This is a genomic window from Acetobacter syzygii, from assembly GCF_000964225.1.
In the GTDB taxonomy this organism is placed as follows: domain Bacteria; phylum Pseudomonadota; class Alphaproteobacteria; order Acetobacterales; family Acetobacteraceae; genus Acetobacter; species Acetobacter syzygii.
The window spans coordinates 122,578-147,918 of sequence record NZ_BAMZ01000005.1; the positions used below are offsets into that span (position 1 = coordinate 122,578).

Genomic DNA, 25,341 nt, shown 5'->3' on the forward strand with positions numbered 1-25,341 from the left:
TTCCCGATACTAGGAACTGAACCATGCGTCACCGGATTGCCGGCCGAAAGCTCGGCGTTACCTCTTCTCACCGTGCAGCCATGTTCCGCAACATGGCTGTGGCTTTGATCAAACACGAGCAGATCACAACAACGCTTCCCAAAGCGAAGGAACTGCGTCCGTTTGTTGAAAAGCTGATCACTCTTGGCAAGCGTGGCGATCTGCATGCACGTCGGCAGGCATTTGCTGTGCTGCGTGACGATGTGATTGTCAAAAAGCTTTTTGCTGCTGTGGCAGAACGCTACAAAGCTCGCAACGGTGGTTACACCCGTGTTCTGCGCGCTGGCGTTCGTTATGGTGATGCCGCCCAGATGGCAGTGATCGAACTGATCGACCGCGATGTAAGCGCAAAAGGGCAGGACAGCGGTCCGCGCCCGGAAGTGGAAGATAAGCAGGATCTTGCTGCTTAATTTTTCTGCTTTTATGCCGAATAAGGAAAGCTGGCCGGTCTTGGCCAGCTTTTTTTATGCCATTTTTTCACACCTGATATGTAAGATAACATGGCGTGGAATAAATTTACGCATTGTTCCGCGTGACTGATTGACAAAAATGCGGATATATTCACTTTTTATTTTGATTAAATATTAGCAGAAGAGAGATAACAGCATGAAGCGCGTGTTGCTAAAAATGCTAGCGTTGGCCACTGTGGCATTTGGCTGGGTTGCAAATCCCGTACAGGCGGCTGAAAGCATCCGTATTGGTTATATTCCGGTACTTGGCTCTTCGGCATTGTTTGTGATCGATGGCGAAGGCTGGGCCAAGCAGGCTGGTCTGGACGTGCAGCTTGTGCGTTTTACATCGGGGCCGCAGGCTATTCAGGCTTTGGTGTCCGGGCGGATCGATGGGTATGTGGCGGGTGTGTTGCCCCTGTTGCAAGCGCGCGCTCATGGGGTGGATGTTAAGGTTGTGGCAACGGCCTCCATTGAGGAATTGTCCGTTATTGCGCGTGGTGCTTTGGCTGAGGGTATTAAACCCGAGCAGGAAGCCGGTCTGACCCCGGATGCGGTTAAAGAGATTTTTGCCCGTTTTAAGCAGGACCAAAAACGTCTGCCACGCCTTGCGGCTCAACCAGCAGGATCTGTGCCGGATACGCTCCTGCGTTACTGGTTGCAAAAGCAACTGGGTTTTGCGCAGGTTAACACTGTGGCGTCTATTGTTGGTGTTGATATTGATGCGGCACAGCAGGCATTTCTGGCAGGGGCGGTAGATGGCGCGGTCCTGCGTGAACCCGCTTTGACCGTTGTTAAGACCCGTCTGCCGGATGCCCGTATTCTGGCTTCTGGGCATAACATGATGCCGGATCAGCCTGGTTCGGTGCTGGCTATTGTTAAGCCGGATGCTGCCGAACATAAGGCATGGGCAGGCACACTGACCAGCCTGTTTGTGCGCGCAACAACCCTGCTGGCACAACACCCGGACGAGGCCGTACCATTCGTGCAAAAAGCACTGGGGGGTGGTATGCTCAATGACGATGTCATGAAAAAAGCGCTGGAGCAGTCAGCTTCCCGTTTTGTAAGCGATCCAGCACGTATTGTGGAAAGTGTTAAACAGTTGCAGGATTTTGAAGTGTCCGAAGGTCTGCTGCGTAAGGCAGAACCTGTGGGAGACCTGTTTGATACAGCTTTGTGGCAGCAGGCCAGACCGTGATTAAAAAGCTGTCTGGTTCTGCCCGTATGGGGCTGGGGCTACTAGGACTTGTTTTGTTCTTTGGCTTGTGGGAAGGCGCGGTCCGCACCGGACTGCTGCCATCCGGCATGGTGCCCGCACCCTCTTCGCTTGGTCCAGCTTGGCTGGACGAGGTGCGTGGTGGTTTTTGGCAGCAGGCTATTCTGGACAGCCTTAATCATTATCTGCTGGGTTTGCTCATTGGCTCCGTTCTGGGGGCTGGGTTGGGCGTGCTGTGCGGTATGCTTGGCCTGCTGGATGGCCTGCTGGAGGGGATTGTCCGCCTGTTGCGGCCAGTCCCCGGTTTGGCTTGGGTGCCGTTTGCTATTTTATGGTTTGGGCTGAGCACCGCCGGGGCAACATTTGTTATTGCCATATCGGTATTCTGGATCAATTTTTACGCGGCTCATAGCGCCGTGCGCGGAGTTGACCCTGAACTGTATGAACTGGCTTCAGCTTTTGGTCATGGCAGTTTTGTGGGGCGTCTGTGCAAGATTGTGCTCCCGGCATCGGCTCCCGGTATTATGGCAGGGTTAAGAACGGGGCTAGGGCAGGGCTGGATGTCTGTTGTTGCGGCGGAACTGTTTGGCGTGCCGGGTATTGGTGCCCGCATGATGCAGGCCTCCAGCCTGCTGGCGACAGATGTTGTGGTGGTTTACATGCTGACCATGGCCATGCTGTATGCGGTTACGGATTTTCTTTTTGGATTTGTGCGCAAATGGGTTCTCAGATGGCAGCCATAAGGCAGGCGGATGTGGTTGCCTCTTTGAATGATGTTGGCCTCTCGCACGATGGAGGCGGGCATTTTGTGCTGCGCCACGTCAGCCTGACCCTTGAGCGCGGAGAGTTTGTGGCTCTTCTGGGACCATCGGGCGTGGGCAAGTCAACCTTACTGCGCGTGTTGATGGGGCTTATGCAACCAACCGAAGGGCAGATTGGCGGAGCTGCCTGTATGGCTGGAGCTCATCGTGCGCAGGCTATGGAGCGTAGCCGGGCCATGGTTTTTCAAGATGCGCGTTTGCTGCCGTGGCGTTCTGTTTTGCGCAATGTCATGTTTGGGCTGGAAGGCCTCCACCTGAACAAAAGCGAAAAAAAAGCACGGGCGCAGGAGGCGCTGCGTCTAGTGGGGCTGGAAGAGGCCGCAGACCGGCTGCCCCGCCGTCTTTCTGGCGGTCAGAGGCAGCGGGTAGGGGTTGCACGTGCCCTGACCGTTAACCCTGATCTGCTGCTTATGGATGAACCCTTTGGTGCTCTGGACCCAATTACGCGGACAAGCCTGCAGGAGGAACTGCAGCGGATATGGCAGCAAACGCATAAAACGGTTCTCTTTGTGACGCATGATATTGAAGAAGCGTTGCGTTTGGCGACCCGGATTGTGGTGCTGGCAGGCGGTCCACCCGCAGGCATTACGGGCGAGATTGTGTTGGATATGCCTGAGCGCGACCCGGATTCATCTGCCTTCAGGACTTATGCCGCCCGCCTGCGCGCCATGATTGCGGGTGAACCCGATCCGGGTGGGGAAGCCTACTGGCGTTCGGCTGAAATCTAGTCTTGAACGAAAAAATCGTTCACATAAGCATCTTTAGGGGTGCGGTGCGCGTTATCCCTTAATCCAGTATGGAGGACATCCTCTTATGAGTGATGAGAGCAAGGCAGATTATGGTCTTGAAGATGGCATTGGCACCCTACAGGACGGTGCTGATGGTCTGTTTGGCAAACTGCCCAGTTATGATGCCCTGAATCCCGGGCAGCGGAGTGCTGCTGCCGAGGCATTGCGGGATGTTGTTATTGACCAGCCTTTGCTGACTGTAGCTGTGGCTGGTTTTGCTGGTCTGATTATTGGTATTTTTTTGCGTCGCAGGGCGTAAGGCGGCCGGGGTGTTCTGGTCCCAGTCGGAATTAAGAATGCAAGGGAGTTCATTATGCTAAAACTGGCACTGTTTTTTCTGGTTATTTCTCTTGTTGCAGGGCTGTTTGGTTTTGGCGGAATTGCCTCTGCCTCGGCTGGAATGGCTAAAATTCTCTTCTTTATCGCTATTGTTCTGTTTGTGGTGTTTTTGGTCGTGGCCCTTTTGGCAGGCCGGGCGGTTCTGAAGTAACCACCAGATTACCAAGACCGCATATAAAAAAACCTCCGGTGTTTCTGCACCGGAGGTTTTTTGTTGGAGGCTTTTTTTTAAGCCAAAAGATTAGTTTTTGTCTTTTTGAATGAAAGAGGGCAGGAACGGGTTGTCCTGCTGCATGGAATTCTTACTGGGCAGGGAGGAGGCATCCCACCCACCACCGAGAGCTTCGACCAGACTGACAGAGTCCAGAATACGGCTTTGCTGGATTTGCAGTGCAGTTTGCGCGTTGGACAGGGCCGTTACTTCGGCGGTAATGACAGTCGTATAAATCTGGGTGCCAGCCATATACTGGTTCATGGCAACCGTAACGGCCCTGTTGGCGGCTTCCAGTGCTACGTGCTGCTGATCGGCCTGATCTGCCAGAATACGCAGGTTGGAGAGCTGATCTTCCACCCCTTGCAGGGCTGTGAGCACGGTTTGGCGATAGGTGGCTACGTAGGCATCATAATTGGTATCCGCTTCCCTGACTGCGGCAGTACGTGCTCCCCCTTCAAACAGGGTTTCTGTAGCTGAAGCACCAAGGGTCCAAATACGGTTTGCAACCTGCACGAGCGAGCCAACCGGATCTCCACTGTAGGAGTATGTCGCGGTTAGCTTAACATCCGGGTAGAAGGCAGCCATGGCCGCCCCAATCTGGGCATTGTATTCCTCCATCCGGCGTTCGGCGGCGGCAATGTCTGGGCGGCGCTGGAGCAGGCTGGCTGGCAGCATAACCGGAATAGCTGGAATAGCCTGTGGAAGTGCGCCATGCGGGATCGAAAGTTCGGCGGGAGCCTTACCCATAAGCACGGCAATGGCATGTTCATATTGTGCGCGGGCAACGCCTGTTGCCGTAGCCTGCGCGCGTGTTTGTTCAAGCTGGGTCTGGGCCTGGAGCAATGTGGTCGGGTCTGTTGTACCTGCATCGTACTGGTTTTTGGTAATCTGGTAGGATCGCTCATAAAACGCGACGTTTTTGGTCAGCAGGTCATACAGGCTATCCTGATACCGCAGATTGAAATAAGCCGTTGCCAACTGCGCCTGATAGGACAGGCGTGCATTGGCCAGATCGGCTGCCGTTGCTTGCGCTTCTGTTACCTGAGCCTGTATCTGCCGCCGGATTTTACCCCATAAATCCAGATCCCACGAGACGGTAGGCCCCATGGCATAGGTGTTTTCGGTTGTGTTGGAAGGTGTATAGCCTGTTGATGTGCTGCCATCCGATCCATAGTTGATGATGGTGCCGCTGGAACGCGACCCACGGCCTGAACTCTGGCGGTTAAAGGAGAGCGCACCACTCAGCGTTGGGTAAAGCTGGGCACGGACGGCGTTAATGGTCGCACGGGCGTTACGGTAGCGCGCCTCGTACTGAATGATATTCTGGTTGTTAATATCGACCTGCGCTTCAAGCGCGTTCAGCAATGGATCGTTGTAGATTGTCCACCAGGTTCCTTTGGGCAGGGTGGCCAGATTGGGACTTGCATAATTCCACCCCGGAGCCGGGCGCAGTTCCTTGAATGCAGGCGAAATAATGGGAGTGGGGCGTTTGTAGTCTGGCCCAACCATACAGCCGGCAAGCACCATTGGAGCCAGCAGCAGGGACAGGCGAAGGGAACGGAAAGGACGGAAAAAAGGCATTCAGCTATCCTGCCTGAAACTGCGGGAAAACGAAAAAGAGCGAACCAAAGAGTGCGTATGCAACCGCCATGTATCAAACATCAGATAAATGACGGGTGTTGTATAAAGTGTTAGGGCCTGACTGACGATAAGCCCGCCAACAATGGCAATCCCCAGCGGGTGCCGCAACTCTGCACCATAACCGTTGGCGACCATAAGCGGAGCGGCCCCTAGGGCGGCTGCAACCGATGTCATCATAATCGGGCGGAAGCGGAGCAGGCAGGCGGTGCGAATGGCATCGTAAGGGGACATGCCTTGTTCCCGTTCGGCCATAATGGCAAAATCGACCAGCATGATGGCATTTTTTTTAACAATGCCAATCAGCAGGATAACGCCGATCATGGCGATGAGCGAAAATTCCTCCCCCGCAAGTTGCAGGGCAAGCAGCGCGCCAACACCGGCAGAAGGCAGGGTGGAGAGAATGGTCAGCGGGTGTACGTAACTCTCGTACAGAACCCCAAGCGTAATATAGACGGCCACAAGAGCTGCAAGAATAAGCAGGGGTTCATCACTGACAGCTTTTTGGAACTGTGCGGCATTGCCCGCAAAACTACCATGAATGGTGTTGGGCATATGCAGGGCCACCTGCGCGGTGTTGATAATCTGCGTAGCGGTACCAAGAGAGACCCCACTGGCCAGATTGAACGAGAGCGTGGCAGCAACCGCCAACCCCTGATGGTTGACCGAAAGGGGGGTACGGCTGGGCACCAGATGCGTTACCAGCGTAAGCGGCACCATCGCTTCGGACGAGGTGCTGACCGCAGACCCGTTGGACGCCCCGGCCCCACCAGCCAGTGCATTGGCAATCTGGTTTTTAAAGGACAGGGAACTTTGGCTGGCCTGTGTGCTGGTGGTGGAAGCCGCGGAAGTATTGCGGACGCGGATGGTATTGGACTTGGTTCCGCCTCCGGCGGACCCACCGGCAACACTCACCCACACCTGCATCAGACTTTCTGGTCCAGACCAGTTTTTGGGGTCTGCTTCCATAATCACGCGGTACTGGTTCAGGCGGTTGTAAATAACGGACGCCGCACGCTGGCCAAATGCATCGTACAATGTGTTGGACAAAAGCTGTGGCGTAATGTTGACCCGCGCGGAAGTGTCGCGGTCGATGTTGGTGCTAATGGCCGATCCGCCCATCTGCACATCGGAAGAGAGGGAGGTCAGTTCGGGGTGGCGGCGCAGTTCCGCCAGCAGGCGGCTGGTCCATTCGTAAAGTTCGGAGGAATTCTCGCCTTCCAGCGTATATTGGTAGGCTGCGTTGCTTTGCCGCGCACCAGAGCGGACGGCACCGGGCTGCATCAGAAAAAAGCTGGCGCCGACCAGATTGCGAAGTTTGCGGTTAACGCGGGCAATCAGCTCTGTTGGCGTGTCATTGCGGAGAGTTTTGTCCTTGAGTTGCAAGAACATCCCGGCTTCGTTGGAGGAGCCGCGCCCCCCGATAAAAGACGAAACACTCTCCACATCCCGGTCATGCATAAGCACTTTTTGCACATCGGTCAGCTTTTTGGCCAAAGCTCCGAAGGATATGGACTGATCCCCCTGCAGGTGGCCCATGAGCATTCCCGTATCTTCCACCGGAAAAAAGCCCTTGGGCATGAGCATGAACAGAGCCGCGGTCAGAACCAGTGTAAACGGCAGGCTGAGCAGTACGGTCTTGTGGTAGCGCAGGGCTACATCCAGCGAGCGGGCGTAGCCTGCCTGCATCCGGTCCAAAAAACGGGTCATGGCGGCAATGGCATGACGCATAAGGCTGCCCGAACCCGCAGGTGCTGCGCCTGCTGTGTGCGGTACCAGCAGATAGGCCGCCATCATGGGGGTAAGCGTGAGGGAGAGCACCATGGAAATGAGAATGGTGATCGAGACTGTCATGGCAAATTCATGGAACAGTCTGCCAGCTAGCCCCCCCATGAGCAGGATGGGCAAAAAGACCGCAATAAGGGAAATGGAGATGGAAATAACTGTAAAGGCAACCTCGCTACTGCCTTTTATGGCCGCATCCCGCGGGTGCAGACCCTGCTCTATGTAACGGGCAATGTTTTCCATCACCACAATGGCATCATCCACCACAAAGCCGGTGGAAACCGTAAGCGCCATAAGAGACATATTATCCAGCGAAAAGCCGAGCAGACGCATAACGCCAAAAGTAGCCACAATGGATGTGGGCACCACCACAGCGGGAATAAGCGTCATACGGAGCGAATGCAGGAAGAGCAGCACAACCAGTACAACCAGCACGACCGAGATCAGGAGCGTAAGCTGCGTATCCACAAGGGCTGCGCGGATGGTTAGCGAACGGTCCAGTCCAACATGCAGTTGTACACCTCCAGGGAGTGCGGATTTGAGCAAAGGCATTTCCGCGTTGATCTGGTCCACTGTGTGGATCACGTTGGCCCCGGCCTGCGGAAAAACAACGGCAATAACGGATGCCTGACCATTGTAATAACCTGCATTCCGCAGGTCTTCCACGCTATCCTGCACATTGGCTACATCAGCCAGTCGTACGGGGCGGTTGCTGCGCCATGCAATAATCAGATCGCGGTAATCCTGCGCCGTGCGAACCTGATCGTTTGTATCCAGCGTATAGCGGGTGCCATTCTGGTCAATAATGCCTTTGGGAGTGTGGGCATTGGCGGAGGCAAGGGCTGCTCTTACGTCTTCAAACCCAATTCCGTATTTGAACAGGGGCAGGGGGTTAATTTCTGCCCGGATAGCGGGTAGCGCGCTCCCGCTGATTTCGACCTGGCCCACTCCCTGTATAGCGGACAGATGCTGCACCAGTACGTTGGTTGCATAATCGTACAGTTGGGGGCGCGTGTGCGTGTCCGATGTTAGGGTTAGGACCAGTATTGGCGCGCCATTGGGGTTGGCTTTGCGGTAGCTCGGATTTTGCCGCAGGGAGGAGGGCATGTCCGCATGGGCCGCCTGTAACGCGGCTTCCACGTCGCGTGCAGCGCCGTTAATATCGCGCGAGAGGGCGAATTGCAGCGTAATGCGCGTGCTGTTTTCCGTTGATTGGGATGTCATTTCCGTAACATCCGCAATCTGGCCCAGATGCCGCTCCAGCGGTGCAGCGACCGCACTGGCTATTTCTTCCGGGGAGCCACCCGCCTGACGGGCCTGCACCTGAATGACCGGAAAATCCACATTGGGCAGGTCTGCGACCGGCAGGCCGCGGTAGCCAAGCAGCCCTCCAAGGAACAGGGCAACGGTTAACAGAATGGTGGCAACAGGCCGGTCAATAAAAATCCGGCTGATGTTCACAGCACGGCCTGCCCATCTGGAGGGGTGGGAGTGCGGCTGTGGCGAAGTTTACTCCATTTGTGCGCCCATGTGTCCAGCGTCAGGTAGATAACGGGCGTGGTAAACAATGTAAGAAGCTGCGAAAGGGCCAGTCCGCCAATAATGGCCAGTCCCAGTGGATAGCGCAGTTCAGACCCGGTCCCATGGGAGAGAACCATGGGAACAGCCCCCAGCATGGCTGCCAGTGTGGTCATGAGAATGGGGCGAAAACGCAGGGTGGCCGCAGCACGGATGGAGCGCAGGCTGTCCATGCCATGTTCGCGCTCTGCTTCCAGTGCGAAGTCGATCATCATGATGGCGTTTTTCTTGACAATGCCAATCAGCAGCACAATGCCAATAATCCCCATGATGTCGAGGTTCACGCCTGCCACAATAAGGGTCAGTAGCGCGCCAATGGCGGCTGATGGCAGGGTGGAGAGGATGGTAATGGGGTGAATAAAGCTTTCGTATAGAATACCCAGCACAATATAGACGGCAATAATGGCCGCTGCGACCAGAAACAGTTCGTTGCTGAGTGAGCCTTCAAACGCGGCCGCCGTGCCCTGAAAAGAGGTCTGGAAAGCAGAGGGGAGGTGAATATCCTGCTCTGCCTGCCGGATGGCGGCTGTGGCATCCCCCAGAGCATAACCGGGGGCCAGATTGAAGGAGATGGTCGTGGCCGGGAACTGCCCAAAATGGGTCAGCAGCAAAGGAGCCGTTTCCTGCGTAACCTTGGTCACCGCAGGGAGCGGGACCAGACCGGAGGTAGGCGAACGCGTGGGGCCAGATGAACTCTCGCCCGAGCTGCCGCTAATACCGGGCAGGTAAAGTTGGTTCAGGGAGGACAGATTGGTCTGGAAACGCGGATCTGCTTCCAGAATAACGCGGTACTGGTTGGACTGGGTATAGATTGTGGAAATCTGGCGCTGTCCAAAGCTGTCATACAGCACGTTATCGACTGTTTGCGGTGTTACCGAATAACGCGCGCCAGTGGCACGGTCGAGCGTTACGCGGGCAACCAGCCCTTCGGCCTGTAGGTCGGAGGTCACATCAGCCAGAGAGGGTTCCTGCTGCAATCGTTCGATCAGCTTGGGAACCCAGACCTTAAAGGCGTTGTAATCGGGGTTTTCCAGCAGGAATTGGTATTGGGTGGCAGATACCGTGGTATCAAGCGAGAGGTCCTGCACGGGCTGGAGGTAGAGCTTTATGCCAGCAACCTGCGCGGTTTCCTGCTCCAGCCGGGCGGCAATCTGGGTTGCGGATGAGGAGCGGCTATCATGCTCCCTGAGGTTGATCAGAAAGCGCCCCTGATTAAGTGTTGCATTCTGCCCGTCCACCCCCACAAAGGAGGACAGCGAGGCCACATCCGGGTCTTTGAGAATAACGCTGGCCAGTTCCTGCTGGTGGGCCTTCATGTTCTCGAACGAGATGGACTGCGCGGCAACTGAAATGCCCTGTATAACCCCCGTGTCCTGCACAGGGAAAAAGCCCTTGGGAATATACCAGCCCAGAACGCCAGTCAGCACCAGCGTGCCAGCAGCAACAGCCAGCGTCAGCTTACGCCATTCCAGCACGACATCCAGCATACGGTCATAGGCGGCAATCAGCCTTTCGGTCGCGGTTTCCATGCGGGCGGACCAGCGCAGGAACGGGGTTGCCGCGGTCTGGGCATCGTGCGGACGTTCGGACAGAATGCGCGCGCACATCATGGGGACAAGGGTCAGCGACACAACGGCCGAGAGAATAATGGTGGTTGCCAGCGTCAGCGCAAATTCATGGAACAGACGCCCGACCACATCGCTCATGAACAGCAGGGGAATGAGCACGGCTATGAGCGAAATGGTCAGGGAGATAATGGTAAAGCCGATCTCCCCGGCACCTTTGAGAGCGGCCGTCATGCGGTCTTCACCCGCTTCCACATAACGGGAGATGTTTTCAATCATCACAATGGCATCATCCACCACAAAGCCAGTGGCGATGGTCAGAGCCATGAGGGAGAGGTTGTCCAGCGAAAAGTCGAGCAGATACATGATTGCCAGCGTGCCAATAATGGACAGTGGCACCGACAGGCTGGGAATTATGGTGGCGGGGATATTGCGGAGGAAGACAAAAATAACCGCCACAACCAGAACCAGAGCCAGAAAAAGTTCAAACTGCACATCCGCAACAGAGGAGCGGATGGTGGTGGTGCGGTCTGTAAGGGGCACAATATCAATGCCCGGTGGCAGCGTCTGGCGGAGTGTGGGCAAGGTGGCCTTAATATTGTCCACCACGGCAATCACATTGGCGCCGGGCTGCCGCTGCACATTCATGATCAGGGCAGGGGTCTGGTTAGACCATGCGGCAAGCTGGGTGTTTTCTGGCCCGATGACAACTGTAGCCACATCGCGGATACGGACCGGCCCGCTGCTCTGGTAGGCAATAATCTGGTTGAGCAGCATTTCCGGGCTGGTAATCTGGCCATCTACGCGCAGCGTGGCCGAGCGTTGTGCGCCATCGAACGTACCCGTGGGGGAGTTAACGTTAACATTGCCAATGGTGGTACGCAGCGTATCCAGGTCAATACCGTAGGATGTCAGCTTGGGAATATTGACCCGCACCCGGTAAGCCTTGCGGTTCCCGCCCGAGAGTGTGACAAGCCCCACGCCCGAAATCTGGCTGATCTTCTGCGCCAGTCGCGTATCCACATAATCTTCCACTTCCGGCAGGGGAATGGTGGAGGATGTAATGCCCAGCGTAAGCACCGGTGTATCGGCCGGGTTGACCTTGGCGTAAACCGGCGGCGCGGGCAGATCGGTCGGCAGGAGCGAATTGGCCTGGTTAATGGCCGCCTGTACTTCCTGTTCCGCCACATCCATGGACATGGACAGGTCAAACCGCAAGGTAATGACCGACGCCCCACCCGACGAGCGGGAGGTCATCTGGTCAAGACCCGGCATCTGGCCCAGTTGGGTTTCCAGTGGGGCGGTGACCGAGGTCGCCATTACATCCGGCCCGGCACCGGGGTAGAAGGTTTCTACCGTAATGGTGGGGTAATCAACCTGTGGCAGCGCGGAAATAGGTAAAAAATGGTAGCCCAGCAACCCGGCCATAAAAATGGCAAGCATCAGCAGCGTGGTTGCAACAGGCCTGCGGATAAAAATGGCAGAGGGGTTCACGGCGTGGCATGGTCCGGTGCTGGGGTGGGTGCCGCGGCGGGAATGGTGACTTTAATGCCTGCGCGCAAATGGTCGGTACCATCGGTTACCACCCGGTCGCCATCCTTCAGGCCGGAGCTGACAACGCTGAGCGTTCCGTTGGAAATGCCGGTTGTAACAGGCTGTACACTAACCGTGTCGTCGTCCTTGACCACATAAACAAACAGCCCGGAGGGGCCGGTCTGTACCGCAGTTGTGGGGAGGAGCAGAACGTGGTCCAGCGTTTTGACCAGCAGACGCGCGTTAACAAACTGGTTGGGGAACAGGTGCTCGTCTTCATTGGTAAAAATGGCACGCAGGCGGACTGTGCCGGTTGCCGTATCAATCTGGCTGTCCAGTGCGCTTACGGTGCCATCGGCAATTTTTTGTGTGTTGGAACTGTTCCATGCGGAAACCGGCAGGGACTTATGGGCCTGCAACTGTTCAAACACTTCGGGCAACTGGTCTTGCGGTAGGGTAAAAATGACCGATATGGGCTGCATCTGGGTCAGTACCGCCAGACCGCCAGACTGGCCAGCAGCAACATAGTTGCCCTGATCCACGGCGCGAATGCCAATGCGGCCATCCACCGGGGCAATGATGTGGCAGTAGATCAATTGCAGCTTCTGGTTATCCACCAGCGCTTGATCCGCTTTGACCGTGCCTTCCAGTTGCTGGACCGTAAACTGCTGGTCGCGGGCAGTTTTGGCATCAATACTATCCTGCTTGATCAGGCGCTGGTAGCGGGCGCTATCCACTCTGGCCTGTTCAAGCTGGGCTTTGTCCTGCGCCAGTTGACCTTCGTACTGTTCAAGCTGAACCTGATAGGGGCGGGGGTCGATCAGGGCCAGCAGGTCGCCTTTGTGCACGTGCTGGCCTTCTGTAAACAGCACCTGTGTCAGGTAGCCTTCCACACGGGTTTGCACGGTTACGTTGGTAATCGGCACAACCGTACCCAGTTCCGTCAGTTCCACAGGCATACTGCCTGCATGGACCGTCTGTACGGCTACGGGCTGGCTCTGACTGGAGTCAAAGGTGCTGTGGCGTGTTTTGTGGCCTGTGTGCGGGCGCAAAAAAGCAAAACCCAGAATACAGGCCCCAAGCACTACGCCACCAGTCAGGAGCAGGCGTTTTTTGCGTGAACGCGGTTTGGAGGGAGCGGTGGAAGCCGTAGAATTATCGTCCATGAGGTGCGCTGTTCGTTAACCTAAGTTGCGTCAGAAAATGCAGGGGAACGCTGTGCATAGGGGGGGCACCCTGTTAATGGGAGGAAGTGTGCTGAACTCTTTGCCCAAGCGCAAGGCTCGTCATTGAAACTCTGTATAAAATAACATTTCTGTATGTAAGCTGTGTGTTAAAAAACCGCTCTTAACGGTGGTTTCCGCTCATACTCGCCCCAGCAGAAGGCGAAAGTGTGGCACACAACGGGACTGCAAAAAGAGATATGGCCCCCGTAACCACAAACCCCAGTGCATAGTCTGTCATGTTGGCTGGCGTATTGTGGTGCAGCTTGCTCAGAATGGTCAGGGTGCCAGCAGCAATGCAAATGCCAGCCGAAAGCATGATCTGCTGCATGGTGGAATACAGGCTGGTAGCCGCACTCATGCGGTCTGCGGGAATATCCGCATAGGCAACCGTGTTATAGGCTGAAAACTGGAGCGACTGTGCGGCCCCTGCCAGCATAAGCACAACAGAGAGCAGCCATAGCGGGTAGGATGGGCGGAAAGCCGCAATCAAAGCAAATACCAGTGCTGCGGATGACCCATTAGCCATAAGAATGGTGCGGAAGCCCCAGCGTTTGAGCAACGCAGGCACAAAGGGACGCATGGCAATGGCCCCAATGGGGGCTACAAATGTGACCAGTCCGCTCTGGGCAGCGCTCAACCCTGCTCCGATCTGCAAAAAAGAGGGAAGCAAAAAGGGCAGGGACCCGACGGCAATGCGCGAGGCAGCCCCCCCAAAAACGGAAATGCGGAATGTTTGTACACGCATGAGCCGCAGGTCGAGTAACGGGAAAGATGTCCGCCCCGCGTGGTAGGCGTAAATACCTAGCAGAACCAGCCCCACCCCCAGAAAGCAGGAAACCAGCAGAGGGGAGCCGCTGCCATGGCTGAAAAGTTCAGCAAAAACGGATAGAATGGCTAATCCCCCACCAGCCAGGAACAGGCCCTTTACATCAAAGGGTGGTGGTGTTGGCTCGCGCACTTCAGGAATATATCGGTAGGTCAGGAACAGCCCGATAACACCAACGGGGATGTTGAGGTAAAAATTCCACCGCCAGGAGAGCCACGTTGTAATATACCCCCCAACCACCGGCCCCAGGAGTGGGCCAAGGGTTGCTGGCAGCATCATCCATGTCATGGTGCGGACAAGCTGGTCGCGTGGCGTACTGCGAATGACCGCCAGACGCCCCACAGGCACCATTAAGGCTCCGCCAATGCCCTGTATTGTGCGCATGGCTGCCAAAAACAGCAGGGAATGTGCCCGCCCGCAAAAAATTGAGCTGCCAACAAAAATGCAGATCGCCAGCATAAGGATTGTGCGGCTACCCAGCCGGTCTGCCAGTGCGCCGGAGGCGGGAATAAAAATGGCCAGCCCGATAATATAGGAGGTCAGGGCAACGGATGTGGCCACTGTGTCCACATGCAGGCTGTGGGCAATGGCGGGCAGGGCAGTTGCCAAAATGGTGCCATCAAGCTGCTCCATAAAAAACATGGAACCAACGATGAGTGCTGTCAGTTGTGTGGAGGTCGGAGAAGGCATGCCTAGTCAGAGACGCGTTTTTGCGGTCTGATGCAACAGGCGATCGTGCAGATCTCCGGTCGCTCTCATGCGCGGGCCGTTACACAGCGGTTCAGAAAAGGAGAAAGTCGTCATGGCTAAAGACAAAATCGACACTATCGAAAACAAGATCGAAGCCAAGGTCCGGGACGCCAAGGGACATGTCAAGGATGCCGCAGGTGGCCTGACGGGTGACATCGGTCTTCAGGCCGAAGGGAAGTTCGATCAGTTTGCCGGACATGTGCAGGAAGATTTTGCAGACCTGTATGAAGAAGGCGAAAGTGCAGTAGAAAAAGCAGTGACCTTTGTGCGGGATAAACCATTGCTTTCATTGGGAATTGTGTCTGTTGTGGGCATCCTTCTCGGCTGGCTTTTCTTCCCCCGTCGTAACCGTTCCTGAAAAATCATTTGACCGGGACTCTTGCGCTCCCGGGTAAAAAAATGCTTCTCCTTCCCTACGGAGTCGCGATTGGTGCGACTCGGTAATTTTAACCGAGTCGTTTCAAGCGGATGGGGAAGGGAAGCAATGCCGGATTTCAGGCACGAACAACAGCATGGCGGTTTGGTTGCCGGAGTGGATGAGGTGGGTCGTGGCCCGCTTGCCGGTCCGGTTATTGCCGCCGCCGTGGTGTTTGCTGCCGGTGTGCCGGATGACCTTGCCGCTGTTATTGATGATTCCAAAAAATTAAAACCTGCCGTGCGTGAGGCCATTGCGGAGCGTCTGCCCCATGTGCCCGGCGTGGCTATTGGTGTGGGTGCCGCCTCCACGGCGGAGATCGACCGTATCAACATTTACCATGCGTCCCACCTTGCCATGCAGCGTGCTGTTGCCCGTCTGCCGGTCAAACCGGACCATGTGCTGGTTGATGGGAACAAAATTCCGGATTTTGGGTGCAGTGCAGAGGCCATTGTGGGCGGGGATGGGCTTAGCCTGTCCATTGCTGCGGCTTCTATTGTCGCAAAAGTGGTGCGCGACCGCATTATGGCGCGGCTGGATGTGCGCTGGCCCGATTATGGATGGGAAAAAAACGCAGGTTATGGCACGGCGGTTCACCGTCAGGCGCTCCTGCAGGTTGGTGTGACCCCACATCACAGAAAAACATTCGGCACCGTACGTCGGCAAATGGAACATTTAAAAACGGAGACCCGGGCATGAGCGGCGCAAAAGCAGTTTCCATGGACCTCCCTCTAGATCAGATCCTGCGGGGCGAGTGCGTGGAGACCATGCGCACCCTGCCGTCCGGGTCAGTGGACTGCATTTTTGCCGACCCACCGTACAATCTTCAGCTTCGGGGGGAACTGCGCCGCCCGGACGACAGTGTGGTGGATGGTGTGGATGATGACTGGGATAAATTTTCCGACCTGCAGGAATATGACCGTTTTACGCGGGAATGGCTGAGCGAGGCCCGTCGCCTGCTGCATAAGGATGGCACGATCTGGGTTATTGGTTCGTACCATAACATCTTCCGCCTTGGCGCCATTTTGCAGGATCTGGGCTTCTGGATCCTGAATGATGTGGTGTGGCGCAAATCTAACCCCATGCCCAACTTCCGTGGTCGTCGTTTTACCAATGCGCACGAAACGCTTATTTGGGCGGCCCGTAGTCAGGATAGCCGCTACCGCTTTAATTATCAGGCCATGAAAGCTCTGAATGATGATGTTCAGATGCGCTCGGACTGGTATCTGCCCCTGTGCACAGGCAATGAGCGGCTGCGGAACGAGCACGGGCTAAAGCTGCACCCGACCCAAAAGCCAGAAAGCCTGCTGCATCGTGTGCTGCTGGCCTCCACTACGGTGAATGATGTGGTGCTCGACCCGTTCTCGGGCTCCGGCACTACGGCGGCCATGGCCCGGCGTCTGCGCCGCCACTTTGTTGGTATTGAGCGGCATCCGGATTATGTGGAAGCCGCCAAGGCCCGCGTAGCCCGTGAAGTTCCGTTGGATGATGACGCCATACAGACCACGCAGGACAAGCGCGAAGCGCCCAAGGTACCTTTTGGGAGCCTGGTAGAGCAGGGGGCGCTGGTTGCCGGTACGGTACTGAGCGATAAAAAGCAGCGTATTCAGGCCGTTGTTGCGGCGGATGGTACGCTGGTCAGCGGTGCCAAACGTGGCTCAATCCATAAAATGGGTGCCATGTTGACCAACGCACCATCCTGCAATGGCTGGACATTCTGGCACTTTGAGCGCGAGGGCGTATGGCTGCCGCTTGATGTGCTGCGGCAGGAGCATCTGGCCGCAACGGCTGCCCATTAACGGGCAGCCAAAAAATGGGGCGTTTTCTTCGCCCTTTTAAAAAGCAGTAAGGGCGGCTTAGCTGCCGCCAAAGCCCAGAAAGCCAATGGATGGCTGTGCCGCGCCGCCCGTACGGTCATATCGTGGGTCATGTGCTTTTTCTTCCACGTCCGCTCCCACATCAGCGCTCCCACCACCACCGACATGCAGGTTGGAGGTGGTGACTGTGCCTGCGCTGTCACCGCTCTGAATGCTGCTGGAATTGCGCAGGGAGAGTAGCAGAAAGGTAATGGGGTTACGGTTCAGGTCGATGGACATATCCAGCGGGGTCTGCCCCAGAATGTTGTGTCCGTTCAGGTCTGCACCACGGTTAATGGCTTCACGCGCGGCGGAAACACTTCCGCGGTTAATGGCTTCAAACAGCGCGACCGTAGGTTCCACGTCCTTGTTGGGGTGGCCGCCGCCTTCTCCTGCTTCATCATCCCCGCCTTCTGCACCGGGAATACTGGCAGGTGGTGCTGCCCGTTTGGCGGCCTTTGCACTTTCCGCTTTTTCGGAAGCTTCTGCCGCGGCAGCCTGATCTTCAGCATCATCAGCAAATGCCGGAACCGCCACAAACATGGCAAGGCTGCTGAAAAGCAGAGCGGATGAAGCAAGGCGTGGAAAACGGGTCATTGTCTGTCCATCAATACAGGTAACCTTTAGCGTATCACACCGCATGGGAGCGGAAAAGACGGCCCGGTATTATCCGGCCCGACCCTCCCGCCACCATGCGGCAAACAGCAGGGCCAATGCGAGCAGCATGGCAAGGGGGGCAGGGAGGAGTGGTATGGGCGTTCTGCCGGTAACCACATGAGCATTCCGTTGGGCAAAAGCCAGCCAGTCAGTTCCGGATAATGCGCCAGATGTTGCCATGCGCGGCGTGGGGATGCGTGCCGTTGAAGGGGCATCGCCCAGCCAGAAAATGCCTCCACCCGTCATTTTAACCATATCGGCAACACGGGTTGCCGTAGTGCGCAGATCAGCCAGTTCGCGCGTGTTATCCTGCTCGGGGGCGGCGTAGGTTGTGTGCGTTCCGTCTGAGACGCGCCAGATGCCGGATTCCGTAACGGGAATATGGGCAACCTGCGTACCTTCCTGGTCGGTTGTATGCAGGGCAACGGTCTGCTCCTGCCCGGAGGGGGCGGTGAGCGTAATGGATGTTGCCGCCGGGGTGCCAATGCTGCGGCGGGAGACCTCAAGCGTGTTGGCAGCAATGTTGGCAGAGAGCTGCTCCTCCTCCAGTTCCGGTTCCTTCATTAACCAGTGCGAAATGCGCCTGAGCAGTTCGGCTTGCGGGCCGCCACCATCTTCCCCGCGGGACCAGAGCCATATCTGATCGGATAGGAGCAGTGCTATGCGCCCCTGTTCCACCCGGTCCAGCACCAGCAGCGGGCTGTTCTGCGGGCCGCTCATCAGAACTTCGCCATGTGTGCTGTCTGGGCGCAGGGCGCGGTACCATGGCCCCCACATGCCGGGAATTGCGCTTGAACTGTTCAGGGCATCAGCTTCGGTGGCAGTTTTTGGCGCACCGGGGAGGGAGGCCGTAACAGGGTGCCTGCGCCCGGTATCGGTCAAGGTCGGGCGGAAACGGCTGATGAGCATGTTGCTCTGGTCAGGAGGCACGTGCGCGGGGAGCACATCGCCCACAGGGGTATCCTGCAAGGAGCCGGGGCCAATAAATTCAGGTCCTGCGGTCAGGAGCAGCCCGCCGCCACGCCGGACAAAACTGGCAATGTTTTCCAGATAGCTGTGGGGCAGAATATGCCTGTTTTCAAACCCATCCAGAATGATCAGGTCAAACTGGTTGATTTTTTCCTGAAATAATTCCCGCACGGGAAAAGCGATCAAAGCCAGATCGGACAGGGGGGTGCCATCATCTTTTTCCGGCGGACGAAGAATGGTGAAGTGGATCAGGTCAACAGAGGGGTCGGCCTTGAGCAGCCGACGCCAGACCCGCTCTCCCTGATTGGGTGTGCCAGAAATCAGCAGGACCTTCAGCCGGTCCCGAATACCGGTAATATGGGCCACGGTCTGGTTGTTGAGCTGGGATGCTTCCCCCTCCAGAGCCGAAACGGAAAGGCTGACAAGCAGTGGGCCCGGCTGGGTAACAGGGACCGTAATGTCCTGTGGTGTGCCGCTGAGTACCTGAATTTGCCGGGGCGCTTCCCCATTGATCCGAACAGTCAGGTCTGCGGGTGTGCCGGGGTGTGTGCCCGGTCCCATATCATCCACCTGCACACGCAGTTTGGCTGTCTGGCCTGCAATGGCATAGGGGGGCGCTTCCAGAATACTGAGTTTACGGTCCTTTTCTTCCCCGCTGGCAGTGAGCAGGACGTGCAGGGGCAGCGTAGTGTGTCTGCCATTTTCCTGTGTGGGGTGCAGGCGGTCGGGTAGGACGGATGGCACATCGGCAATCTCGCCATCAGTTATCATCATGGTGCCAGCAAACTGTGCGGCCGGAATGTCTGCTGCGGCCTGCTCCAGTGCATCAAATAATCTGGTGCCCTCATGCCCGTTGCCGCGCACGGTTACGGTGCGAATGTTCAGCCCCGGCACTTTGGCGTGGGCCAGAGCATCTGCCGCCTGCCGTGCAATGGCAGCGCGTTGGCCAAGCGCCATGGAAGGAGACTGGTCAACCACCAGCAGGGCGGTCTGGGGGAGGGTTCGCCGCTGTTCATGGTAACGCTGTGGCCCAGCCAGCCAGAGCAGCACAACGGCCAGAGCGGCCAAACGGAAAATGGCCCCTTTACTCCGGTTGAACAGGCTCCATCCACATAGCACCAAGGCTGCCAGCCCTAGTATGGCCAGTAGCCATAGAGGCAGTAGCGGGGCAAAACCTATGGAGGCAAAAACGGCGCTCATGGTTTGTCCTCCAGCCGTTTGAGCAGCATGGGAACATGGACCTGATCAGCCTTGTAACTGCCAGTCAGGGCGTAGATGACGGTGTTCAGTCCAAACCGGTACGCTTGCAAACGCTGGTCGCTCCCTCCGGGAATAACGGCAAAAGGCGTATTGCCCGCACTATCCACGGCCCATGCGTGCGCCCAATCTGCCCCGCCAATAATAACGGGGCTTACGTCATCATTTTCTGCATCTCCTTCTTTTGCCACCCATATGGGCTGGCCCGCATACCGGCCCGGAAAGTCGTGCAGAAGGTAAAATGTGTGCGCAAGTAAGTGGTGGTCGGTCATGACCACCAGAGGGGGCACAACCAGACCCGCCGTAACCCGGCGCAGGGCGGCGCTGGTGCCCGGTGCATCAGCTGTAAATGCGGTATCCGATGGGCCGGTGCTGCCATCCTGCCCCTGAGTGTCAATCAGCAGTATTCCACCATGGGCCATAAAACTGTTCAGGGCTGCTGTCATGGCAGGGGTTGTGGTGGCGTCTGCGGTAATGGGCCAGTACAGCAAAGGGTAGTAGCTCAGGTCATCCGTAGCGGGGTGAACTGCATCCGGGTGCCCCATAACGGCAGATGTCCGGGCATTTACAAAATCGGATAGACCTTGCAGCCCCAGGCGGGATGCCTCGTCCACATCATCATGCCCGGTAACAATATAGCCCAGCCGGGTTTCCAGTGCTGCGGCAGGGGCCGGACTATCCCCGGATGGTGCTTGTGCATGGGCTGGCAGAACTGTGGCAAACAGCGTGGCCAGCAGCACAAGCAGGGGGGCACCCTTCTGGTGCTGAATGCTACTACGGATTGGCAGTTTGCCTGTGCGCATCAGTCCCACGGACAGCCCATCAAGCAGCAGCAGAAGTAGGGCCCCCAGCAGGCAATACCGCCCCAGAGGTACATCGGGCCGCTGCCCTGCGGCATTTGTCAGTGTACCTACGGCTGCTGCGGGTTGCAGGTTGCCCAGCCCTGTGGCGGCATTCAGGGCTTTACGCCCATCTGTGGGGCCATACAGGCCCGGTGGATGCTCGGGCGAGACGGCGGTTGTGGCAAATGCTTCTCCCTCTATGCCTCTGGCTGTGGGAGGGGGAGGCCCGGCTATGCCCTCGCCATCCAGTGTTATGGCGGGGGAGAGCAGCATGTGGCTGGCAGGAATGTTCAGTCCGTTGGCATGGTCACTCAACCGTTGCAGCATAGCGACAAACAGACCGGATAAAGGCAGATTGGACCAGTCAGCCGTACTGCTGACATGGAATAGAATAACCTCACCTTTGCCCAGCTCGGCATGGGTTACCAGCGGTGTGCCATCGGCCAGTCGTGCCCAGACATGCGCGCCCAGATTGGCGGATGGGCTGGCCAGTACCTGACGGGAAACCGTAACATCGGGCGGAATAGTCAAGCCACGGAACGGAGATGTCTGGTCAAATGGGGCCAGGTGCTGCGGTGTACCCCATGTCATGGACCCACCAAGCTGGCGTGCGCCATCCAGTAGCGGGACGGGCAGAAGGCTCGGGGTTGCTTCTGCCATGCTGGCGGGGCTGTCCGCATCATGCTGGCTGCCTGCGAGTGCTGGGCCTGCAAAGCGAATGAGCGTGCCGCCATTTTTAACCCAATCCAGAACACTCTTCTGGTTTTGAGCGCTGGCAAGCGTACCATCCGGGGCGATCAGGACGGATAGCGGGTGGTTGAGCAACGCATCCAATGGTCCTTCATGCAGGTCGGAAAGAGGGGCCAGTGCACGGCGCAGGTAAAAAATGGAGCCGATCAGTGGTGTGTCCGCTCCACCATTGGAAAGTAGGCCAACAGGACGCAGGCGGGTGTTTTCATCCAGCAGCACAGTTGTGGCGGCACTCGCAACACCCTGAACACTCAGCGTATCAACCCGGTTCCGTACGGTTATGGGCAGATCAACCCGAACATCTGCCTGTGTCGCATTGACGGGTATGGTTACGGGTATTACGGCAAGTGTGCCGCCATCTGTTGCGCGTGCAGCAACATGCACAAGGCGTGGCTGCGGCATTTGCAGGGCAATCAGCCGTGCCATAACGCCATTGCCAGTCGGGGGAACGGGCACAAGTGCTATGCTGGCCTGCGGGGCAAACCGGATTTCCTGCACGGTCCCGCGTTCATGCAGGGCTTGTGCAAATGCAGTGTCACCACTCTGGGCTATTGCATCGGCCAGATACACAATACGGGCAAAGTGTATGGCGGGTAATTGCCGCAGTTGGCTGGCAGTTTGTGCCCGGTTGGCAGGCCAGGGGGCAGGGTGGCGGCTATTCAGCATCTGCCGCACGATTGCTGCCGGTTGTAAGGTGGCCGTTGGGGGGGCATCTGCCTGAGGGGCCGTACCCAGTAACAGCAATTCCGATTTGCTGTGCTCCGCATCGTCCACAATTGTTTGTGCGGTTGCCAGACGCTCTGTCCAGTCTGCGGCGCTGAACATGCCGTCATCCATAACCAGCAGTACCGGACCAGCGGTCCGGGCCTGTTCGCGGCTACCCGGAATAAACGGGCGCGCAAATCCTACGATCAGCAGACCCGCGGCAAGCAGGCGCAGGAGCAGCAGCCATAAGGGGGAGCGTGCGGCTTCGGTCTGTCTGGGTTTTAACCGGCGCAAAAACGCAATGGGGGGAAAGCTCTGTGTGCGTGGGCGCGGCGGCGTGGCGCGGAGGAGCCACCACACCAGAGGCAGGCAGATCAGGGCGGAGAGGAGAGCAGGGAACTGGAAGATCATACGCGTTGGCTCATCTGGGCATGGAGTGCCAGCAGAGTGGGGAGCGGTGCTGCATCGGTCTGATGGTGCGCAATAATGTGGCCAGAGAGGGCAGTATGCTGGTCAAGCCATTGGGTACGGGCTGCGACAAGGGTTTTATAATCGTCTTGCAGGCTTTGAACGTGCGGTAATTCCAGTGGGGCTTCCCCCTCAAGGCCACAAAATTCGGTGCGGCCGGAATAGGGTAGTGTTGCTTCTGCCGGGTCAGTCACATGGAGCACCGTGGCCCGTACGGGCTGCGCTGCCAGTTGACGCAGGCAATCGCGCAATGCCTCTTCGGGGCAGAGCAGGTCGCTGGCAAGCAGTAGCCGGGCATGGCGGGGAACTAGTGCCGGGGCAGGCAGCGCCGGGGCCAGATGACTGGCATGGGCTGCCAGGGAGCAAAGCCCCAGAGCCAGCCGTTCCAGCCCGGAAGATGCCGGAGGGAGTGGCACAACCCCGGAAGGGGAAAGAAGATGAACCCGCTCACCATTGCGGAGCAGCAGGGCGGCCATGCTCAGCAGCAAGACTATGGCACGGTCCAGCTTGGCGGGAAGATCGCTGCTGGAGCGCCATTGCATGGAGCCGGAAAAATCGCACCATAATAAAATGGTCTGCGCGGCCTCGGCTTCGTTTTCACGGACATGGGCGTGAGTCGTGCGGGCAGACTGGCGCCAGTCAATCCGGTTGACAGGCTCACCCGGCTGGGCCGGGCGGTATTGCCAGAATGTATCCCCCCACCCGGTGCGGCGTTGTGGGTGCAGGCCAGACGCCAGCGTTGTGGCGATCTGGCTGGCATGGAGCAGCAGGTCTGGCATACGGCTGGCCAGCGTCTGGGCCGCGCAGGCCATGTCCGCCGTGGCCGCGGGTTCTGCTGCGTGGGCTGGACCTTTGGCGGCCTTGTCCGCAGCACCATTGCGCGGGCTGGCTACAAACCAGCGCCGTAGGGGGGAGGGTAACAGTCTGCCGGGATTCACCGGGTCAACCCAGAGTCTTGACCAGTTGGGCCACAAGATCGTCTGTGGTTACGCCTTCCGCCCGGGCAGCAAAGGTAAGCGCCATGCGGTGGGCCAGTACGGGGCGGGCCAGAGCCGCGACATCTTCCAGACTGGGGGATAGCCTGCCATCCAGTAGGGCGCGGGCGCGGGTTGCCAGCATAAGCGTTTGTGCCGCTCGTGGGCCGGGGCCCCATGCAATCAGGTCACGGAACGTTGGATTGGTTGTGCTTTGGGGGCGGGCCGAGCGAACAAGGTGCACAATAGCGTCCAGTATTTTTTCGCCCACTGGCATACGGCGGACAAGGTCCTGCGCCTGCATGAGTGTTGCGGCATCCATGACCTGCCGGACCTGTTTGCTCTGTGCGCCAGTTGTTGCCAGCAGCATGGCCCGTTCGGCCTCGGCATCGGGGAAGGTCAGCCCGATCTGGAGCATAAAGCGGTCCAACTGGGCTTCGGGGAGCGGGTAAGTTCCTTCCTGCTCCATGGGGTTCTGTGTGGCCAGAACGTGGAAGGGGCGGGGGAGTGGGTATTCGACCCCTGCAACTGTTACGTGGTGCTCCTGCATGGCCTGCAACAGGGCGGACTGGGTACGCGGGCTGGCGCGGTTGATTTCGTCCGCCATGAGTAACTGGCTGAACACCGGCCCCTGCACAAAGCGGAAGCTGCGGTGGCCGGCGGCATCTTCATCCAGAATTTCGCTGCCGGTAATGTCCGATGGCATAAGGTCCGGGGTAAACTGGACCCGGCGGGCATTGAGCCCAAGCACTGTGCCAAGGGTGGTAACCAGCAAGGTTTTACCCAGACCCGGCGCGCCTACCAGCAGGGCATGGCCCCCTGCCAGTACGGTGGTCAGTGTCTGGCGGATAATCTGGTCCTGGCCAAAAATGACAGTTGAAATTTCCTGCTGGACGGCGGCAAGCCGTTCACAGATACGATCTGCCTCCCGTACTTCTGGCGGGGAGGAAGGCTGTTGTGCCGGGAACGGTGCGTCTGATGTGGTCATGGATCCAGTCTGAATTACATGCAGGGCTTACATCAAGCGGGGTAAGCTCCCTATATCATTGTGCATAACACAAGGACACGCATTAACAGGATGGTGAGTCAGTGAAAGGTGAACAGCCGGGCAGCGCACAGGCCCTTTCGTGCCATGAACAGCACGGAACAGAGACCCCGGATACGGCAGAAAACAGGCGTTTGCCTTTTCTGGTCAGGCGGGATGGCGTGTGGCTTTACCGTGGCTCCGAAATCAAGCGGAAGGCCATGTCCTGCCTGTTTGGTTCCCTGCTCACGCGGGACAAGCAGGGGGCATATCTGCTGCGCACCCCGTTTGAAAGCGGCCTTATAGAGGTAGAGGATGTGCCTTTTTTGGCCGTGGAGCTGGACTGGAGCGGCATTGGCCGGATGCAGCGCCTGAGTTTTCGCACCAATATGGATGAAGTGGTGGTTGCCAATGCCGAACATCCGATTCGGACGTTATGGGATGTTCCACCAGAAGCCTGCCCGGAAGGGTGCCCCCCCTACCTGATCGTGCGGCAGGGGGAGGGAAGCTACCCGCTGGAAGCACGCCTGTCCCGCGCAGTGTGGTACGAACTGGCAGCACTGGCTGAGCCGGGGGCATGTCAGGGCGTACCTTGCATGGGGGTCTGGAGCTGTGGCTGTTTTTTCCCCATTGCACGCACGGCGGTTGAATAAGGTG

Annotated in this window: 20 protein-coding genes; 10 read left to right on the top strand and 10 right to left on the bottom strand. The window is 57.5% G+C overall.

The features are described 5' to 3' along the window. The first annotated feature begins 23 nt into the window (after positions 1 to 23). The 6 genes from rplQ to Absy_RS01785 all read left to right on the top strand — a co-directional run bounded on the left by rplQ (position 24) and on the right by Absy_RS01785 (position 3,803). Positions 24 to 449: a 50S ribosomal protein L17 gene (rplQ, locus tag Absy_RS01760; protein ID WP_025826922.1), complete on the top strand. Its 426-nt coding sequence runs from the start codon at positions 24 to 26 to the stop codon at positions 447 to 449. Positions 450 to 645: 196 nt separating this feature from the next. Then, positions 646 to 1,686, top strand: coding sequence for an ABC transporter substrate-binding protein (locus tag Absy_RS01765; protein ID WP_052945677.1), 1,041 nt, complete (start codon positions 646 to 648; stop codon positions 1,684 to 1,686). Positions 1,687 to 1,712: 26 nt separating this feature from the next. Next, positions 1,713 to 2,447 (top strand): ABC transporter permease, encoded by a 735-nt coding sequence (locus Absy_RS01770; protein WP_048853066.1) that lies wholly within the window; start codon positions 1,713 to 1,715, stop codon positions 2,445 to 2,447. Continuing rightward, a complete protein-coding gene (locus Absy_RS01775; RefSeq protein ID WP_245614664.1) occupies positions 2,423 to 3,253 on the top strand; it encodes an ABC transporter ATP-binding protein in 831 nt (276 codons plus the stop codon). The genes Absy_RS01770 and Absy_RS01775 overlap by 25 nt, the downstream gene beginning before the upstream one ends. Before the next feature lie 85 nt (positions 3,254 to 3,338). Beyond that, entirely contained in the window at positions 3,339 to 3,572 is a 234-nt protein-coding gene (locus Absy_RS01780; protein ID WP_048852997.1) for a hypothetical protein, read from the top strand. Between the two features lie 54 nt (positions 3,573 to 3,626). Further along, complete coding sequence (locus Absy_RS01785) at positions 3,627 to 3,803, top strand: DUF1328 domain-containing protein (RefSeq protein ID WP_048852998.1); 177 nt, start codon at positions 3,627 to 3,629, stop codon at positions 3,801 to 3,803. Between the two features lie 90 nt (positions 3,804 to 3,893). On the opposite strand, the gene Absy_RS01790 is transcribed toward Absy_RS01785, so the two are convergent. The 5 genes from Absy_RS01790 to Absy_RS01810 all read right to left on the bottom strand — a co-directional run bounded on the left by Absy_RS01790 (position 3,894) and on the right by Absy_RS01810 (position 14,707). Then, positions 3,894 to 5,447, bottom strand: a complete 1,554-nt coding sequence (locus tag Absy_RS01790; protein WP_048852999.1) for an efflux transporter outer membrane subunit — start codon at positions 5,445 to 5,447, stop codon at positions 3,894 to 3,896. Further along, the gene (locus Absy_RS01795; protein ID WP_048853000.1) at positions 5,448 to 8,750 is read right to left on the bottom strand and encodes an efflux RND transporter permease subunit; all 3,303 of its coding nucleotides are present in this window, start codon (positions 8,748 to 8,750) and stop codon (positions 5,448 to 5,450) included. Continuing rightward, positions 8,747 to 11,926: an efflux RND transporter permease subunit gene (locus tag Absy_RS01800; protein WP_048853001.1), complete on the bottom strand. Its 3,180-nt coding sequence runs from the start codon at positions 11,924 to 11,926 to the stop codon at positions 8,747 to 8,749. Before Absy_RS01800 ends, Absy_RS01795 begins: the two co-directional genes overlap by 4 nt. Further along, positions 11,923 to 13,131: an efflux RND transporter periplasmic adaptor subunit gene (locus Absy_RS01805; RefSeq protein ID WP_048853002.1), complete on the bottom strand. Its 1,209-nt coding sequence runs from the start codon at positions 13,129 to 13,131 to the stop codon at positions 11,923 to 11,925. The genes Absy_RS01800 and Absy_RS01805 overlap by 4 nt, the downstream gene beginning before the upstream one ends. Positions 13,132 to 13,312: 181 nt before the next feature. Continuing rightward, positions 13,313 to 14,707, bottom strand: coding sequence for an MFS transporter (locus Absy_RS01810; RefSeq protein WP_048853003.1), 1,395 nt, complete (start codon positions 14,705 to 14,707; stop codon positions 13,313 to 13,315). A 112-nt stretch (positions 14,708 to 14,819) separates the two neighbouring features. On the opposite strand from Absy_RS01810, the gene Absy_RS01815 reads away from it, so the two are divergent. From Absy_RS01815 to Absy_RS01825, 3 genes are all read left to right on the top strand, one after another. After that, on the top strand, positions 14,820 to 15,125 hold the full coding sequence (locus Absy_RS01815; protein WP_048853004.1) for a CsbD family protein: 306 nt from the start codon (positions 14,820 to 14,822) through the stop codon (positions 15,123 to 15,125). 126 nt (positions 15,126 to 15,251) lie between these two features. After that, positions 15,252 to 15,881: a ribonuclease HII gene (locus Absy_RS01820; RefSeq protein ID WP_048853005.1), complete on the top strand. Its 630-nt coding sequence runs from the start codon at positions 15,252 to 15,254 to the stop codon at positions 15,879 to 15,881. Further along, positions 15,878 to 16,981: a site-specific DNA-methyltransferase gene (locus Absy_RS01825; protein WP_048853006.1), complete on the top strand. Its 1,104-nt coding sequence runs from the start codon at positions 15,878 to 15,880 to the stop codon at positions 16,979 to 16,981. Before Absy_RS01820 ends, Absy_RS01825 begins: the two co-directional genes overlap by 4 nt. Before the next feature lie 57 nt (positions 16,982 to 17,038). On the opposite strand, the gene Absy_RS01830 is transcribed toward Absy_RS01825, so the two are convergent. The 5 genes from Absy_RS01830 to Absy_RS01850 all read right to left on the bottom strand — a co-directional run bounded on the left by Absy_RS01830 (position 17,039) and on the right by Absy_RS01850 (position 24,648). Next, the gene (locus tag Absy_RS01830; RefSeq protein WP_371263674.1) at positions 17,039 to 17,635 is read right to left on the bottom strand and encodes an ankyrin repeat domain-containing protein; all 597 of its coding nucleotides are present in this window, start codon (positions 17,633 to 17,635) and stop codon (positions 17,039 to 17,041) included. A gap of 69 nt (positions 17,636 to 17,704) precedes the next feature. Then, the gene (locus Absy_RS01835; protein ID WP_048853007.1) at positions 17,705 to 19,864 is read right to left on the bottom strand and encodes a hypothetical protein; all 2,160 of its coding nucleotides are present in this window, start codon (positions 19,862 to 19,864) and stop codon (positions 17,705 to 17,707) included. Continuing rightward, positions 19,861 to 22,629 (bottom strand): DUF4159 domain-containing protein, encoded by a 2,769-nt coding sequence (locus tag Absy_RS01840; RefSeq protein ID WP_048853008.1) that lies wholly within the window; start codon positions 22,627 to 22,629, stop codon positions 19,861 to 19,863. Before Absy_RS01840 ends, Absy_RS01835 begins: the two co-directional genes overlap by 4 nt. Next, a complete protein-coding gene (locus Absy_RS01845) occupies positions 22,626 to 23,624 on the bottom strand; it encodes a DUF58 domain-containing protein (protein ID WP_048853009.1) in 999 nt (332 codons plus the stop codon). The genes Absy_RS01840 and Absy_RS01845 overlap by 4 nt, the downstream gene beginning before the upstream one ends. 4 nt (positions 23,625 to 23,628) lie before the next feature. Next, on the bottom strand, positions 23,629 to 24,648 hold the full coding sequence (locus Absy_RS01850) for an AAA family ATPase (protein ID WP_048853010.1): 1,020 nt from the start codon (positions 24,646 to 24,648) through the stop codon (positions 23,629 to 23,631). A gap of 191 nt (positions 24,649 to 24,839) precedes the next feature. On the opposite strand from Absy_RS01850, the gene Absy_RS01855 reads away from it, so the two are divergent. After that, positions 24,840 to 25,337: a DUF1285 domain-containing protein gene (locus Absy_RS01855; RefSeq protein ID WP_048853068.1), complete on the top strand. Its 498-nt coding sequence runs from the start codon at positions 24,840 to 24,842 to the stop codon at positions 25,335 to 25,337. The last annotated feature ends 4 nt before the right edge of the window (positions 25,338 to 25,341 follow it).

What these genes read in the sequence shown, in the direction of transcription:
- Absy_RS01775 (WP_245614664.1), top strand. Translation starts at nt 2,423, where the DNA reads ATGGGTTCTCAGATGGCAGCCATAAGGCAGGCGGATGTGGTTGCCTCT.
- Absy_RS01780 (WP_048852997.1), top strand. Translation starts at nt 3,339, where the DNA reads ATGAGTGATGAGAGCAAGGCAGATTATGGTCTTGAAGATGGCATTGGC.
- Absy_RS01805 (WP_048853002.1), bottom strand. Translation starts at nt 13,131, where the DNA reads ATGGACGATAATTCTACGGCTTCCACCGCTCCCTCCAAACCGCGTTCA.
- Absy_RS01765 (WP_052945677.1), top strand. Translation starts at nt 646, where the DNA reads ATGAAGCGCGTGTTGCTAAAAATGCTAGCGTTGGCCACTGTGGCATTT.
- Absy_RS01785 (WP_048852998.1), top strand. Translation starts at nt 3,627, where the DNA reads ATGCTAAAACTGGCACTGTTTTTTCTGGTTATTTCTCTTGTTGCAGGG.
- Absy_RS01840 (WP_048853008.1), bottom strand. Translation starts at nt 22,629, where the DNA reads ATGATCTTCCAGTTCCCTGCTCTCCTCTCCGCCCTGATCTGCCTGCCT.
- Absy_RS01815 (WP_048853004.1), top strand. Translation starts at nt 14,820, where the DNA reads ATGGCTAAAGACAAAATCGACACTATCGAAAACAAGATCGAAGCCAAG.
- Absy_RS01835 (WP_048853007.1), bottom strand. Translation starts at nt 19,864, where the DNA reads ATGAGCGCCGTTTTTGCCTCCATAGGTTTTGCCCCGCTACTGCCTCTA.
- rplQ (WP_025826922.1), top strand. Translation starts at nt 24, where the DNA reads ATGCGTCACCGGATTGCCGGCCGAAAGCTCGGCGTTACCTCTTCTCAC.
- Absy_RS01850 (WP_048853010.1), bottom strand. Translation starts at nt 24,648, where the DNA reads ATGACCACATCAGACGCACCGTTCCCGGCACAACAGCCTTCCTCCCCG.
- Absy_RS01830 (WP_371263674.1), bottom strand. Translation starts at nt 17,635, where the DNA reads ATGACCCGTTTTCCACGCCTTGCTTCATCCGCTCTGCTTTTCAGCAGC.
- Absy_RS01810 (WP_048853003.1), bottom strand. Translation starts at nt 14,707, where the DNA reads ATGCCTTCTCCGACCTCCACACAACTGACAGCACTCATCGTTGGTTCC.
- Absy_RS01790 (WP_048852999.1), bottom strand. Translation starts at nt 5,447, where the DNA reads ATGCCTTTTTTCCGTCCTTTCCGTTCCCTTCGCCTGTCCCTGCTGCTG.
- Absy_RS01825 (WP_048853006.1), top strand. Translation starts at nt 15,878, where the DNA reads ATGAGCGGCGCAAAAGCAGTTTCCATGGACCTCCCTCTAGATCAGATC.
- Absy_RS01770 (WP_048853066.1), top strand. Translation starts at nt 1,713, where the DNA reads ATGGGGCTGGGGCTACTAGGACTTGTTTTGTTCTTTGGCTTGTGGGAA.
- Absy_RS01820 (WP_048853005.1), top strand. Translation starts at nt 15,252, where the DNA reads ATGCCGGATTTCAGGCACGAACAACAGCATGGCGGTTTGGTTGCCGGA.